We start from the raw sequence: 13,772 nt of genomic DNA on the forward strand, positions 1-13,772 counted from the left end.
CGGTGAAGTGGGAGTTCAGGTCTCGGGCCTGCTAATCTTCCCGACGCTCCTTGTTCGGTGTCTTTCTGTGTTCGATGTCACTGCCCACCAAGTATGTGCGTTGGATAAAGGATATGGCTGATGATCGGCGAGACCTTTGACGATTATGTGGACGAGCGGGGCAAGATCAGGATTCCGGGGGACAAGACCCTCATCGACTTCGTCGACAAGCACAGCGCGGAGAACGGTGACGGACTCGCCTACCGCTACATCGACTATTCGCGCGAACGCGACGGCGAATACCAGGACCTGACCTGGCGCGAATTCGGCGTCCGGCTGCGCGCGGTCGCGGCTCGGCTGCAACAGGTTTCGGACTCCGGCGACCGGGTCGCGATACTCGCGCCGCAGGGGCTGGACTATGTCGTGTCGATCTTCGCGGCCGTCTACGCGGGTGCGATCGCGGTGCCGTTGTTCGATCCCGACGAACAGGGGCATACCGATCGGCTGCGGACCGTGCTCGAGGATTGTTCGCCCGCGGTGATCCTGACGGTCACCGAGGCGGCGGCGCGGGTGCGGGAATTCTTCCGTCACCTGCCCGCCGCGCGCCGCCCGCGCGTCATCGCCGTCGACGCGATTCCCGAGGGCGTCGGGCGGAAATGGGTCCGTCCCGATATCGCGATCGACGACGTGGCCTATCTGCAGTACACCTCGGGTTCCACGCGCAGCCCGGCGGGCGTGGAGATCACGCATCGGGCCGTCGGCACGAACCTGCTGCAGATGATCGACGCCATCGGGGTCACCGAGAATTCGCGCGGGGTCACCTGGCTGCCGCTGTTCCACGATATGGGGCTGCTGTGCGTGATCCTGCCGACCATCGGCGGCGGATTCATCACGATCATGTCCCCGAGCGCGTTCGTGCGGCGGCCCTACCGCTGGATCAAGGAATTGGCGGCGGCCTCCGACGGAGCCGGAACCTTCGCCGCCGCACCGAATTTCGCGTTCGAGCACGCGGCAGCGCGCGGTCTGCCGAAGGCGGGCGAGGAATTGGACCTGTCGAATGTGATCGGGCTGATCAACGGCAGCGAACCGGTTTCGGTGACCTCCATGCGGAAATTCAACGAGGCGTTCGCGCCGTACGGGCTGCCGAAGACCGCGATCAAACCGTGTTACGGCATGGCCGAGGCCACGCTGTTCGTCTCGGCCACTCGCAATTCCGACGAGGCGAAGGTGGTCTACGTCGATCGCGCGGAATTGAACGCGGGCCGCATGGTCGAGGTCGATTCCGGCGCGGACGGCGCCATCGCGCAGGTCTCGTGCGGATTCGTGGCGCATTCGCAGTGGGCGGCGATCGTGGACTCCGAACACGGCGTCGAACAGCCCGACGGCGCGGTCGGGGAGATCTGGCTGCACGGCGCCAATATGGGCATCGGGTATTGGGGGCGGCCTGCGGAGAGCGCGTCGACCTTCGGCAATCGACTCGCGCGCCGACTGCCGGAGGGTAGCCATGCCGAAGGCGCCGACATCGACGGAATCTGGATGCGCACCGGGGATTTCGGCGCGTACGTCGACGGTGAGCTCTTCATCACCGGCCGGGTCAAGGACCTGGTGATCGTGGACGGGCGCAACCACTATCCGCAGGATCTGGAATTCTCGGCGCAGGAAGCGGATTCGGCGCTGCGGCCGGGATTCGTCGCCGCGTTCTCGGTGCCCGCGAACGAATTGCCCGCCGAGGTGTTCGACGGGAATTCCCGCGATCGCGACGACACCTCCGAACAGCTCGTGGTCGTCGCCGAACGCGGCACCGGCGCCGCCAAGGCCGATCCCGGTCCGATCACCGAGATCGTGCGCGCGGCCATCGCCGCCCGCCACGGGGTGACCGTGCGCGACCTGCTGCTGGTGCCCGCCGGATCGATTCCGCGGACCTCGAGCGGCAAGATCGCCAGGCGCGCCTGCCGCGCCGCCTACCTCGAGGGCGCCTTGCGCGGCGGTCACCGCCAACAGGCTTTCCCGGACACCGCGGACGATTTCGAACCCGAGCGCGCGGCGGCGCGCTGAGGCGGACACCGCGTCGGGACCCGTCGACTCGGCGGGTCCCGAGGCATTGGGTCCCGAGGCATTTCTACAGCCGGGTCTCCGAATCACAAGTGAATTCGCGCACATCGGCGCCGACGATGTGCGCGTCGAGTTCGCCGGAGGTGCCTTCGCCGCGGAAGCGTTCGGCCGAGGCGCGATCGGTCCAGCGCTCGTAGACGTTCACGCGGTCGGGTTCCACGAGGTCCGCGCCGAGGCAGAAGTCGAGGCATCCCGGCGCCGCGCGAGCGAGTTCGACGGCCGAACGGCACAGCGCGAGATAGCTGTCCCGGTCGGCGACCCTCAAATATCCGGAGACGATGAGCACGCTCGCAGTGTATTGCCTGTTCCTGCCCCCAACTTGTGTCCGTTCGGGAACCGAAACCGCTTGGCGGAACCGGCCGCGGCTGCCACGCTGGGTTGTCGGACCCCGATGCGATGATCGTCGGGCGTTCCGTCGTGTGCCATCGCCAGTACGTATCCGCAGGGGGATTCGTGTCCATCGCAACGCAGTCGCCGCCCACCGAACCGGAGAGCGACCTAGCCGCGCCGTCCCCCGCACCGGCGCCGGGCCGCCTGCATTCGCTGCGCCGCTTCTGGCCCTACCTGCGCCCGTACCGAGGGCCACTGGTGGTGGCGACCGTACTCGCCATCATCGCGACGGTGACGGCGATCGCCATTCCCGTCGTGGTCGCCCGGATCATCGACGGGCCGATCGCGCGGCGCGACATCGACGGCATCGTCGGCCCGATCGCGCTGGTGCTGGTACTCGGCATGCTCGAGGCGCTCGGCGTATGGGGCAGACGCTGGCTGGTGTCCGAACCCGCCACCCGCTTCGAGATCACCATGCGCGCCAAGCTCTACCGGAAACTGCAATCGCTGGCCATCGCCAGGCACGACGCCTGGGAATCGGGTCAGTTGCTCTCCCGCGCGGTCGACGATCTGAGCACGATGCGCCGCTTCGTCGCCTTCGTCGGCCCGTTCCTGTGCATCAACCTCGTGGTGATCCCGGTGGGACTGTTGATCCTGTTCGCGCTGAGCTGGGAGGTCGGGGCGATCTTCGTCATTGTCATCTTCCCGCTCGGCTACCTGTGCAACCGGTTCGACCGCCGCTACAGCGTGGCCGCGCGGCGCGCTCAGGACCAGTCGGGTGATCTGGCGACCACCGCCGAGGAATCCGCGCAGGGCGTACGGGTGTTGAAGGCGTTCGGGCGCGGCGCGTTCTTCGGCGCGCGTTGGACCGCGCAGGCCAGAGAGTTGCAGAAGACCGAACTGGAGAAGGTCCGCCTCGACGCGACGCTGTGGTCGGCTCTGGTCGGGCTGCCGCAGATCGCGGTGGTCTTCGCGCTCGGCTACGGCGGTTACGCGGTGGTGCACGGCACCATGACCATGGGCACGCTGATCGCGGCCATCACCCTGGCCAATCTCGTGCAGTGGCCCATCATCGCCACCGGATTCCTGCTGGCCGAACTGAGTAACGCGCGCACCGCGGCCGATCGGTACTGGGAGATCATCGACGTTCCGGTCGATATCGCCGATCCGGCGCGGCCGGTTGTGCCGCCCGAGCACATCATCGGCGAATTGCGCTTGGACGGAGTGCGTTTCGCGTTCCCGCGCGGAAAGGACGACACGGCGGTCGAGCCGGTGTTGCGCGATGTCTCGCTGCGCGTGCGGCCGGGGGAGACGCTGGCGCTGGTCGGTGCGACGGGCAGTGGAAAAACGGCGCTGCTCAACCTGATTCCGCGACTCTACGACGCCGACGCCGGCGTGATCACCATCGACGGCATCGACATCACGTCCTTGCGCGTCGCCGATCTGCGCGAGGTGGTGACGATCGCGTTCGAGGATCCGGTGCTGTTCTCGGCCAGTGTGCGCGAGAACGTGGCCCTCGGCGATCCGACCGCCACCGACGCCGACGTGCGCCGCGCCCTCGACATCGCCGCGGCCGAATTCGTCGACGAACTGCCGTGGGGGCTCGACACCAGGATCGGCGAACAGGGGTTGAGCCTGTCCGGCGGGCAGCGGCAGCGTCTCGCGCTGGCCCGCGCGGTGCTGAATCGCGAGGGCACAGCCACCCGGGGGCGGATCATGGTCCTCGACGATCCGCTCTCCGCGCTCGACGTGGAGACCGAGGAGCGGGTGCAGGCGCGGCTGCGCGCGGCGCTGTCCGGGGTGACGACGTTGCTGGTCGCGCACCGCCCGTCCACCGCGGCGTTGGCCGACCGGGTCGCGCTGCTCGCCGACGGCCGGATCGTCGCAGATGGCACGCACGAACAACTGTTGCGGACCAACACCCGCTACCGGGAGTTGATGGGCGGCAACCCGAATCAGCTGTATCGCAAGAGCGGTGACCGGGCGGGGGAGCTGTCGTGAGCGCCGAAACGCGGGACGCGCCATCGTCTTCGGACGAGGCTGACGACTGGCGCGGTATCGCCAGCGAGGATCGCGAGGTCACCGAGACCGGGAACCTCGTTTTGGCGGGCAGGTCCCGGCGGCTGTTGATGAGCCTGATCCGGCCCTATCGGGGTCCGGCGCTGCTCGCGCTCGGGCTCATCGTGGTCGACAACGCGGCGAAGGTGTCGGCGCCGTTGTTCATCGCACACGGGCTCGACACCGGCATCGCGCGCGGCGCCGAGGGCGACTGGGCGCCGATGGCGTGGACGGTCGCCGGATTCGTGGCCTCCGTCGGCCTCAGCGCGCTGACAACCCTGCTGTTCCTGCGCATCGCGGCGGGCCTGAGCCAGAACGTGCTGTTCGACCTGCGGGTGCGCGCGTTCGAGCATATGCAGCGGCTCAGCGTGTCCTTCCACGAGAAATACACCTCGGGCAAGGTGGTCACCCGCCTCACCGGCGATATCGAGACCATGCAGGAACTGCTCGAAGGCGCGCTGAATCAGGCGCTGAGCGCGATCCTTTCGGTCCTGAGCATCGCGGTGGTGCTGGTCTATCTCGACCAGGGTCTCGCGGCCATCGTGCTCGTCGGCTTCGTGCCGCTCGCGCTGGTCACGCGCTGGGCGCAGCGCAGGCAGCGCGCGGGTTACCGGCGCACCCGAGGGGCCATCGCCAAGGTCGTCGTGCAGTTCGTGGAGTCGATGGGCGGTATGCGCGCCGTGCAGGCGTTCCGCCGGGAGCGCCGCAACGAATCGGTGCTCGCCGTCGAGGACGCGGAATTCCAGTCGGCCACCGCGGCGGCCATCCGCGGCATGGGCGACTACGCGGGCCTGACCAGACTGCTCGGCAATTTGACCACCACCGTGGTGATCGTGGTCGGCGCGTGGCAGGTGATCGAGGGCAATCTGGCGCTCGGCGTGCTCGCGGCCTACCTGCTCTACCTCAACGAGTTCTACGGTCCGCTGGACGAACTCGCGCAGGTCTTCAACGCCTACCAGTCCGCGGCGGCGGCGCTGGAGAAGATTTCCGGGGTGCTGGAAGAGGAGCCGTCGGTGGCCGAACCCGCCGACCCGGTGGCGTTGCCGGTCGCGGCGGGCGCCGTGCGGATGACGAAGGTGTGGTTCGGCTACGAGGCGGGCGCGATCGGGCGCACCGTGTTGCCCGAATTCGATCTCGACATCCCGGCCGGTCAGGTGGTCGCGCTGGTCGGCGCCACCGGCGCGGGCAAGTCGACGCTGGCCAAACTGCTGACCCGCTTCTACGACCCCTCCGGCGGCGTCGTCACCCTCGACGGTGTCGACCTGCGTGATCTCGCCGACACCGAGTTGCGCCGCCACGTCGTGATGGTCACCCAGGAGTCGTATCTCTTCTCCGGATCGGTCGCGGACAATATCCGACTCGGCAGACCGCAGGCCACCGACGAGCAGGTGTACGCGGCGGCGCGCGCGGTCGGGTTGTACGACTTCGTCACCGCGCTGCCGAACGGGTTCGCCACCGATGTGCGCAAACGCGGCGGGCGGCTGTCGGCGGGGCAGAAGCAGTTGGTCGCGTTCGCCAGGGTGTTCCTGGCCGATCCGGCGGTCGTCGTCCTCGACGAGGCCACCTCGAGTCTGGACATTCCGGGCGAACGGCAGGTGCAGCGGGCGCTGGAGACCGTGCTGCGCGAGCGCACGGCGGTCATCATCGCCCACCGGCTGTCCACGGTGTCCATCGCGGACCGGGTGCTGGTGCTGGACAAGGGTCGAATCGTGGAAGACGGCGCCCCCGCCGAGCTGATCGCCGGTTCGGGACGTTTCGCAGGCCTGCACGCCGCGTGGCGGGAGTCGCTGGTGTAACGGATCGCTGTGATTCAGCTCGCGCGAGGTTCGATTCGGTTCGCCTATGTGATGCGGGTAGGACGGGATGTGATGCGGTCGCCGGGTGTTTGTCGCTTACGGTAGATAGGTGACCAATCCAGCCCCTGGTTCCGAGAGCCCCGCCGCCGAGAGCGCATCCCGGTGGCCGGCGATTCTCACGTGGCGTTCGCACAACGCCACGCGGATGGAGTCGGTACGCGTGACCGTGAACGGCAATCGCATCCGCGCCGCAGGCCGAATGATCGGCGGCGCCTGCGAGGACCACCCCGCGTTCAGCGCCTCCTACGACCTGGTCACCGACGAGAACGGCGTCACCAAGCGGCTGTCGCTGCGCACGACGACGGCCGCGGGCGAACGGCACGCCTCCATCGCCCGCGACGAAGAGGACTACTGGCTCGTCGACGCGGGCGGCAGCCACGTGCGCTCCACCTTCGCGGGCGCACTCGACGTCGACGTGGTGCTCAGCCCGTTCTTCAACACCCTGCCGATCCGCCGCTTCGGTTTGCAGCACGCCGTCGAGGACGTCCACGTACCGGTCGTGTACGTGCGGCTGCCCGAGCTGTACGTACAGGAGGCCAGCCTCGTCTACAGCAGCGGCGCCGACGGCATCAGCGTGCTGTCACCGGTGTCGAGCGCGACCGTCACGGTGGACGAGGACGGGTTCCTCCTGGACTATCCGGGACTGGCCGAACGCATCTAGTCGGACCCGCGGCACTGGCGAGGTGGCTCGAGGCGCACCGATTCGATAGGCCGTTCCGGGCGGTCGGGGCGGTCGGGCGGGCGGGTGGTAGCCAGGTGGTCGGGCGGCGGTGGTCGGGTGGTCGGTGGTGGCCGGGTGGCGCCGGGGCTTGGTGTCGGGTCAGGTGCGCAGTGTCGTGAACACCCCACCGCGCCGGCCTGCGTCCCGCAGCCGAGCTTGCCAGTCGTGGTCCCCGGGGCGGATGTCGGTGATCTCCCAGCGTCGCACCGTGTCGAAGGCCGCGCGTCCGTCGTGGCCCGCTTCGACCAGTTTCGCCAGCGAGCCATGGGCGCGCAGGTCGTCGCGGGCTGCGGTGAGGACGGCGATGGTGTCGTCGAGGACTTCGAGCAGCGCGTCCCGGTTCGGTTCGCAGATGGCCCGCACCAGGTCGGGCGCGGTGCCCGCGACCCTGGTGCCGTCGCGGAAGGAGCCGGCCGCGAGTCCGAGGGCGAGGGTGCCGCCGCCCGAGCCCGCGACCGCGAGCGCTTCGGCGAGCACGTGCGGCAGATGGGAGATGCGCGCGACCGCGCGGTCGTGGTCCTCGGCGCCGACCGGCACCACCACCGCGCCGCAGTCAACGGCCAGGCGCGCGACTCTCGTCCACACCCGCGCGTGCGCGTCGTCGTCGGCGCCGACCGTCCACACGGCGTTGCGGAACAGCTCGGAATCCGTTGCGGACCAGCCCGATTCGGAAGTGCCCGCCATCGGGTGACCGCCAACGTAGCGTTTGCCGAGCCCGTGCGCGCGGACGGCGCGCACGACCGGTCCCTTGACGCTGACCACGTCGGTGAGCGCGCAGTCGGGGGCGAGGGTTTCGACGGCTCCGAGCAGATGGTCGACGGCGGGCATCGGCACCGCGACGACGATGAGCGCATCGGATTCGGCGGCTCGGGTCAATGCCGCTGCCAGGTCGCCGGTGACGTCGTAGCCGTCGGCTGTCGCGGCGCGCACGCCTGCTTGCGACCTGTTGTATCCCCAGGCCGGGTAGCCCGCCGCACGCGCCGCGCGCAACAGCGACCCGCCGATCAACCCCGCCCCGAGGACGCAAACCGGTGGTTTCTGGTCACGAGTCACCGGAACAGATTGGCATACGACTACAACATTCAGGCTCAGGCCGACTACCGTTGCGGCCATGGCAGCACAGCGCTCGGGCACGAACAGGGCGACGTCGGAAGATTACGACGACGTGGAAGGGTTCGCAGTGGCGGTTGTCCGCGAAGACGGCAAATGGCGGTGCAGCCCGTTGAGCTCGGACGCACTGACCAATCTGTCCGCGGCGGAAGATGAACTGAAGGCATTGCGCAGCTCAGGCGCGGTGTTCGGACTACTCGACATCGACGACGAATTCTTCGTGGTGCTGCGGCCCGCGCCGAGCGGAACCAGGCTGCTGGTCTCGGATGCCACGGCCGCGATCGACTACGACGTCGCCGCTGATGTCCTCGAGGCGCTCAATATCGAGATCCCGGATATCGACCCGGACGAACTCGACGATATCGAGCCGTGGGAGGAGGGCGATCTCGGTGTGCTCGCCGATCTCGGTCTCCCCGAACCGGTGTTGAGCGTGATACTCGCCGACACCGATCTCTACCCGGACGAGCAACTCGGCATGATCGCCCAGCGGCTCGGTTTCGCCAATGAACTGTCGGCGGTGCTGGACAAACTGCCGCGGTGACCCTGCCGCCGAATCCGATCGTCTCCGATACGGCGATGGTGCGCGCCGCGATCGCGGCCGCGGCCGCCGCCGACCCGCGTGACGTCCCGGTGGGTGCGGTCGTATTCGATTCGGCCGGAAGGGAACTCGCGCGCGCCGCGAACGCGCGCGAGGCACTGGCCGACCCCACCGCGCACGCCGAGGTGCTCGCGCTGCGCCGGGCCGCCGCGGTGCACGGCGACGGCTGGCGCCTCGAGCACACCACCCTCGCCGTCACGCTGGAGCCGTGCACGATGTGCGCGGGCGCCCTCGTCCTTGCCCGCGTCGGCCGCGTCGTCTTCGGCGCCTGGGAACCCAAGACCGGCGCCGTCGGCTCACTGTGGGACGTGGTCCGCGACCGCCGCCTCAACCACCGCCCCGACGTCCGAGGCGGCATCCTCGAATCCGAATGCGCAACCCTCCTCGACACCTTCTTCCGAACCCAACGCTGACCCCGCATCCAGCCGATTTAACGATCCAGCCCCCTTCCGGTATCGTTGGCGGCGGTGGCGTGTCCGAGCGGCCTAAGGAGCACGCCTCGAAAGCGTGTGAGGGGTAACCCCCCTCCGAGGGTTCAAATCCCTCCGCCACCGCCAGAGCCCTTCACCTGTTCATGCAGGTGAAGGGCTATTTTCATTACCGCAGTGTTGGCCTCAGTACCCGAAGCGCGGTCGGCGAGTATGTAGCATTCTGTACACCGTGTAGCAGTTTGGGTAGCATGTGGTTATGAGGACGATCCAGCAACGGGACCTCCGCAACGACAGTGGCAAGGTCCTCGCCGCGGTCGAAGCCGGCGAGAGCTTCACCATCACCCGTAATGGCAAACCCGTCGCCGAACTCAAGCCCCTGACACGGCGAACCTTTGTGCCCATCGCCGAACTCGCCCGCACCAGCGCCCATCTACCGCGCATTCCCTACAACGAGTGGCGTGCCGACATGGATGCGATGATCGACCAGGAGATCGCAGGCGGTGAGTGAACCCACCGTGCCACGGCACGTGCTGCTCGACACGTCGGTCCTCATCGACTACTCCGAGGTGCACTCAGCGCTACCCGATGAAGCGGAGGCCGCCATCAGTGCGATAAGTCTCGCTGAACTCGCTGCCGGACTGCACTCCACCAAAGATCCGATGAAACAAGCCCAACGCCAACTCCAGTTCCAGTGGGTCGCGAGATCGTTCAACCCGCTCGCGTTCGACGCCGAGACAGCCAACGTGTACGGGTCGTTGGCATTTCTCCTCGAGCAAATCGGACGTAGACCGCGAGGCCGAGTGGCTGACCTCCAGATAGCAGCTACAGCCGTCCAACACAGCTTGCCTCTCTACACCCGCAACCCAGACGACTTCACGGGGCTCGGACCGCTGCTGAACATCGCCGCGGTGTAGACCGGCGCCTCGTTTAGCGGCCCGGTCATGAACTGGTAGGCGGCGACGGCAACCGGTTCGGGTAGCCGCTCGGTCAGCATGCGCCGCACGGTCTGGGTGGTCTCCAGGCTGTAGGTGGTCACCGCCTGTGGTGCGACATCGCGGCGGCCAGTTCGTCGCCGGTGACGGCCTCACCACGCGCCAGTTCGGCGTCGGAAGAGATGAGCCGGGCTACCGGGGTCGCGCTCGGGTATCGACGTGGTTCGGTGGGTGAGTTCGGTGGGGAAGTGGGTATTGCGGGCGGTAGGAGAGCGCGGATAGGTGTTTCGCTCAGGGCGTTACCGAACGAGCCGCGTGGAGAACGATGCGCGACAGTTATTCGAGAGTCGGTGGACTGATTGTCCTGGTCTGGTTGGTCATCGGCATTATCGCCGCGGCGCAACGGGGCTATTTCGACGGCGGGCCGGTGAACTGCGCCGGTTTCGGCACGATCGCGGTGACGACCATCGCCGGTCCGCTGAACTATATGGGGGTGAACCCGAAGATCGCGGATTGTAATGTGCCGCAGCCGAGTCCGTAGTGGATTCGTCGAACGGGCCGGGTGTACGCGTACACCCGGCCCGTTCGTTTCGGCAAGTAGCGGTGAGATCGCGATCAGTTAGCGATCGGATCGCCCTATATCTCGATAACCCTGGATTGCCGACCGGTGTGCGGGGAGAATGGGGAATTGTCAGTCCACTGCGCTGCGTGAGGCAGTGTTTCACAAGAAACATAGCGTGCGCCTCGGACATGTGGAATGTGCCACATAATTGCCGGAAGTCTGTTCAGGGATAGCCCGCATGTGTCGACCGGGGCGCACGAGGGGATAGCGACGTCCCACGAGGACTCGTGCCCCGCGTGAGTGCGGAAGGATGCGATGAACAATGCGCGACCGCGAGCGTTTCGAGCGTCTGATCCTGCAACCGCCGACACCCAGCCTCGGCGTGCGGATAGCGAGCACACTCATCATGCTCTGGTTGGTCGTCGGCGTACTCGCCGCGGGCCAACGTAATTACCTGTTCCCCGGCCCGGTCGATTGCGGTGGGCTCGGCACCATCGCGCTGACCGTCGTGGCCGGTCCGCTCAACTACATGGGGGTCAATCCCAAAGTCGCCGAATGCGAGATTCCACAGCCGAGTCAGTGATGAGCGCACGCGCGGGTGCGCCCGATCGGTGCGCCCGCGCCCGCTCACCCCACCGAGACCGTCGACCGGGCGCGCAACGCGTGCAGCTTGGCGCCCTCGACATCGATATCGGGCACGATGCGGTCCAGCCATTTCGGCAACCACCACGCCCACTTCCCGAGCAGGACGAGCAGCGCCGGGATGAGCACCATCCGCACCAGGAACGCGTCGAGCAGCACACCGGCCGCGAGCGCGAAACCCATCTGCTTCGCGGTGGCGTTGGTCTCCAGGATGAACGAGCCGAACACCGAGATCATGATGACGGCCGCCGAGGTCACCACGCGCGCGCCGTGGCGATAACCGGAGATCATCGCCTCCTTCGGAGGTTTGCCGTGCACGTACTCCTCGCGCATTCGGGTGACGAGGAACACCTGGTAGTCCATGGCGAGGCCGAAGACGAGGCCGATGAGCATGATCGGCAGGAAGCTCACGATGGCGTGCCGATCCTCGATCAGTCCGAGGCCGCCGTCCTGGAAGATCAGTACGGTCGCGCCGAAGGTGGCGGCCATCGAGAGCAGGAAGCCGAGCGCGGCGGTCAACGGCACCAGAACCGACCGGAATACCGAGATGAGCAGCAGGAACGCCGCGCCCGCCACGATCGCGAGATAGGGCACGATCTTGCTGAGCAGAACGTGGTCGATATCGGCGTAGATGGCGGTGGTGCCGGTGATGCCGTAGGCGATGCCGAATTCGGAGCGCAGCGTCGCCTCGTCCGCCCTTGCCGCGCGCACCAGATCCTTGGTGTCCTGGTTGTTGGGTCCGGCATTCGGCACGCCGTTGAGCAGTGCGCCCCGCCCGTCCTCGCTCATGGTTGGCTCGGTCACGTATGCCATGGCCGGGTAGGCGGAGAGCGTGTCGCGCAGTGCGGTCAGCGCGCGCGTCCGGTTCTCGGGTGCGACGGCGCCCAGATCCACCGCGACCTGGAGCACGCCGTTGCTGCCCTCGCCGAACCCTTCGGTGCGCAGTTCGTATGCCTTTCGCACGGTGGTGGTCTTCGGCATGCTGTCTTCGCCGGGTAGGCCGAGGTTCAGGTTCAGCGCGGGCGCGGCGAGCAGGCCGAGCACCACGACCGCGAGGATCAGGGTCGGCACCGGCATGCGGCCGATCACCGTCGCGAATCGCATACCGTTGGTGACCCGCGCGTCGTCCTCGGGATCACCTCGGGCGATCAGCGGCAGCTCCGGCTTGAACAGGAACCGGCCGAAGGCGCCGAGCAGCGCGGGCATCAGGGTGATGGCGGTGAGCACCGCGAAGGCAGCGGCCACCGCGCCGCCGAGTCCCATGAACGTGAGGAACCGCACACCGACGATGGCCAGCCCGACCAGCGCGATGATCACCGTGAGACCCGCGAACACCACCGCCGAGCCCGCCGTGCCGAGCGCGGTTCCCGCGGCTTCCTCGGGTGAGTCCAGCACGGCGCGTTCGTGTTTGTAGCGGGAGACGATGAACAGCGCGTAGTCGATGGACAGCGCGATGCCGATCATCGAGGCCAGGAACGTGGTGAAACTGGGTATGGACAGGAACGAGGTGCCGAGGAAGATCAGCGAGGTGGCCGCGCTCAAGCCGACGATCGCGGTGATGATCGGTACGAACGCGGCCACGATCGCGCCGAAGGCGACGATCATCACCACCAGGGCCACGGCCATGCCGATCAGCTCGGACTTGCCGCTCGGAGTCTCCTGTTCGACGGCGATCGTTCCGCTCATCTCCACGGTGAGCCCGGCGTCGCGCGCCGGGTCGGCCGCGTCGTAGGCGGCGGCGCGATCAGCCGCGGTGACATCGCCGAAATTCGCGATGGTGAACGGCACGCTGAAGTAGGCGACGGTGCGCGGCGCGGTCTTGTTCAGCACGTTCAGCGGCGCACCGCTGCATCGGCTCGGCTCCGGATCCGGTACCAGGCAGCCCATCTCCTCGGTGGCGGTGACCGGATCGACGATCGGGGTGGCGTGCTCGATGATGTCGAGCTGTTCGACGCGGCCGATCAGCGCCGTGAGCGCGGCGCGGTTGGCCGGGTCGGTGAGCTGCTGCCCCGGCGGAGCGCCGATCACGTAGGTGCCGGTGACCGCGTCGAATGCGAATGCCTCCGACATACCGGGGAAGTGTTGGTCCAGGATTTCGGTGGCGCGTTCCGACGGCAGATTCGGCAGGCTGAAGTCGTCGGTCATGGGTTTCTTCAGCTGGGCGCCGAGCGCGCCGAGGATCAGGAACAGCAGTAGCCAGACGGGTAGCACGATCCACTTGCGGCGGAAGGCGAACTTCCCCCACCGGTACAGATACACGGACACAGCGTTCTCCTCGCGATCATCGGGTCGAGCCGGTTCGGGGCTTGCGCTTCCCGCCGACGGGACCGCGTCGGCGAGGGACCGAGCTGAAGAGTCGAACAGTTCCGAGTCTGCTGTGCCTTCGGTGCGATATCAAGATCATCGGCGCCCGCGGGGAACGAGTTCGGCCCCGCACCCTG

Annotated in this window: 14 protein-coding genes and 1 tRNA gene; 11 read left to right on the top strand and 4 right to left on the bottom strand. The window is 67.6% G+C overall.

Annotated features, from left to right (window positions below):
* Nucleotides 1–120: 120 nt before the first annotated feature.
* The gene (fadD32, locus tag IT779_RS22525) at nucleotides 121–2,034 is read left to right on the top strand and encodes a long-chain-fatty-acid--AMP ligase FadD32 (protein WP_196151361.1); all 1,914 of its coding nucleotides are present in this window, start codon (nucleotides 121–123) and stop codon (nucleotides 2,032–2,034) included.
* 64 nt (nucleotides 2,035–2,098) lie between these two features.
* Here fadD32 and IT779_RS22530 read toward each other — a convergent pair whose 3' ends face one another.
* Entirely contained in the window at nucleotides 2,099–2,377 is a 279-nt protein-coding gene (locus tag IT779_RS22530) for a putative quinol monooxygenase (protein WP_196151362.1), read from the bottom strand.
* Between the two features lie 167 nt (nucleotides 2,378–2,544).
* Between IT779_RS22530 and IT779_RS22535 the strand changes: the two genes are divergently transcribed.
* From IT779_RS22535 to IT779_RS22545, 3 genes are all read left to right on the top strand, one after another.
* Entirely contained in the window at nucleotides 2,545–4,422 is a 1,878-nt protein-coding gene (locus IT779_RS22535) for an ABC transporter ATP-binding protein (RefSeq protein ID WP_332838915.1), read from the top strand.
* Nucleotides 4,419–6,275 carry an ABC transporter ATP-binding protein gene (locus tag IT779_RS22540; protein WP_196151364.1) on the top strand — a complete coding sequence of 619 codons (1,857 nt, stop codon included), beginning with the start codon at nucleotides 4,419–4,421 and terminating at the stop codon, nucleotides 6,273–6,275. The genes IT779_RS22535 and IT779_RS22540 overlap by 4 nt, the downstream gene beginning before the upstream one ends.
* A gap of 109 nt (nucleotides 6,276–6,384) precedes the next feature.
* A complete protein-coding gene (locus IT779_RS22545) occupies nucleotides 6,385–6,996 on the top strand; it encodes a putative glycolipid-binding domain-containing protein (RefSeq protein WP_196151365.1) in 612 nt (203 codons plus the stop codon).
* 159 nt (nucleotides 6,997–7,155) lie between these two features.
* Here the strand turns inward: IT779_RS22545 and IT779_RS22550 are convergent, their stop codons facing one another.
* Nucleotides 7,156–8,109, bottom strand: a complete 954-nt coding sequence (locus tag IT779_RS22550) for a prephenate dehydrogenase (RefSeq protein WP_332838916.1) — start codon at nucleotides 8,107–8,109, stop codon at nucleotides 7,156–7,158.
* A 58-nt stretch (nucleotides 8,110–8,167) separates the two neighbouring features.
* Here IT779_RS22550 and IT779_RS22555 point away from each other — a divergent pair, with 58 nt between their 5' ends.
* From IT779_RS22555 to IT779_RS22575, 5 genes are all read left to right on the top strand, one after another.
* Nucleotides 8,168–8,707 (top strand): tRNA adenosine deaminase-associated protein, encoded by a 540-nt coding sequence (locus IT779_RS22555; protein ID WP_196151367.1) that lies wholly within the window; start codon nucleotides 8,168–8,170, stop codon nucleotides 8,705–8,707.
* Nucleotides 8,708–8,742: 35 nt separating this feature from the next.
* On the top strand, nucleotides 8,743–9,177 hold the full coding sequence (locus tag IT779_RS22560) for a nucleoside deaminase (RefSeq protein ID WP_196151477.1): 435 nt from the start codon (nucleotides 8,743–8,745) through the stop codon (nucleotides 9,175–9,177).
* A gap of 53 nt (nucleotides 9,178–9,230) precedes the next feature.
* Nucleotides 9,231–9,321 (top strand) — tRNA-Ser (locus IT779_RS22565).
* A 130-nt stretch (nucleotides 9,322–9,451) separates the two neighbouring features.
* The gene (locus IT779_RS22570; protein WP_196151368.1) at nucleotides 9,452–9,703 is read left to right on the top strand and encodes a type II toxin-antitoxin system Phd/YefM family antitoxin; all 252 of its coding nucleotides are present in this window, start codon (nucleotides 9,452–9,454) and stop codon (nucleotides 9,701–9,703) included.
* Nucleotides 9,704–9,761: 58 nt separating this feature from the next.
* Nucleotides 9,762–10,109, top strand: a complete 348-nt coding sequence (locus IT779_RS22575; protein ID WP_332838931.1) for a type II toxin-antitoxin system VapC family toxin — start codon at nucleotides 9,762–9,764, stop codon at nucleotides 10,107–10,109.
* Here IT779_RS22575 and IT779_RS22580 read toward each other — a convergent pair.
* Nucleotides 10,046–10,231, bottom strand: a complete 186-nt coding sequence (locus IT779_RS22580; protein WP_196151490.1) for a hypothetical protein — start codon at nucleotides 10,229–10,231, stop codon at nucleotides 10,046–10,048. The two genes, IT779_RS22575 and IT779_RS22580, sit on opposite strands and share 64 nt — an antisense overlap.
* 221 nt (nucleotides 10,232–10,452) lie before the next feature.
* Between IT779_RS22580 and IT779_RS22585 the strand changes: the two genes are divergently transcribed.
* Both IT779_RS22585 and IT779_RS22590 read left to right on the top strand, forming a co-directional pair.
* Nucleotides 10,453–10,668: a hypothetical protein gene (locus IT779_RS22585; RefSeq protein WP_196151370.1), complete on the top strand. Its 216-nt coding sequence runs from the start codon at nucleotides 10,453–10,455 to the stop codon at nucleotides 10,666–10,668.
* Nucleotides 10,669–11,011: 343 nt separating this feature from the next.
* A complete protein-coding gene (locus tag IT779_RS22590; protein WP_196151491.1) occupies nucleotides 11,012–11,272 on the top strand; it encodes a hypothetical protein in 261 nt (86 codons plus the stop codon).
* A gap of 44 nt (nucleotides 11,273–11,316) precedes the next feature.
* Here IT779_RS22590 and IT779_RS22595 read toward each other — a convergent pair whose 3' ends face one another.
* Nucleotides 11,317–13,596 carry an MMPL family transporter gene (locus tag IT779_RS22595; RefSeq protein ID WP_196151371.1) on the bottom strand — a complete coding sequence of 760 codons (2,280 nt, stop codon included), beginning with the start codon at nucleotides 13,594–13,596 and terminating at the stop codon, nucleotides 11,317–11,319.
* Between the last annotated feature and the right edge of the window lie 176 nt (nucleotides 13,597–13,772).

This window comes from Nocardia bovistercoris (assembly GCF_015674855.1).
GTDB classification, from domain to species: Bacteria; Actinomycetota; Actinomycetes; order Mycobacteriales; family Mycobacteriaceae; genus Nocardia; species Nocardia bovistercoris.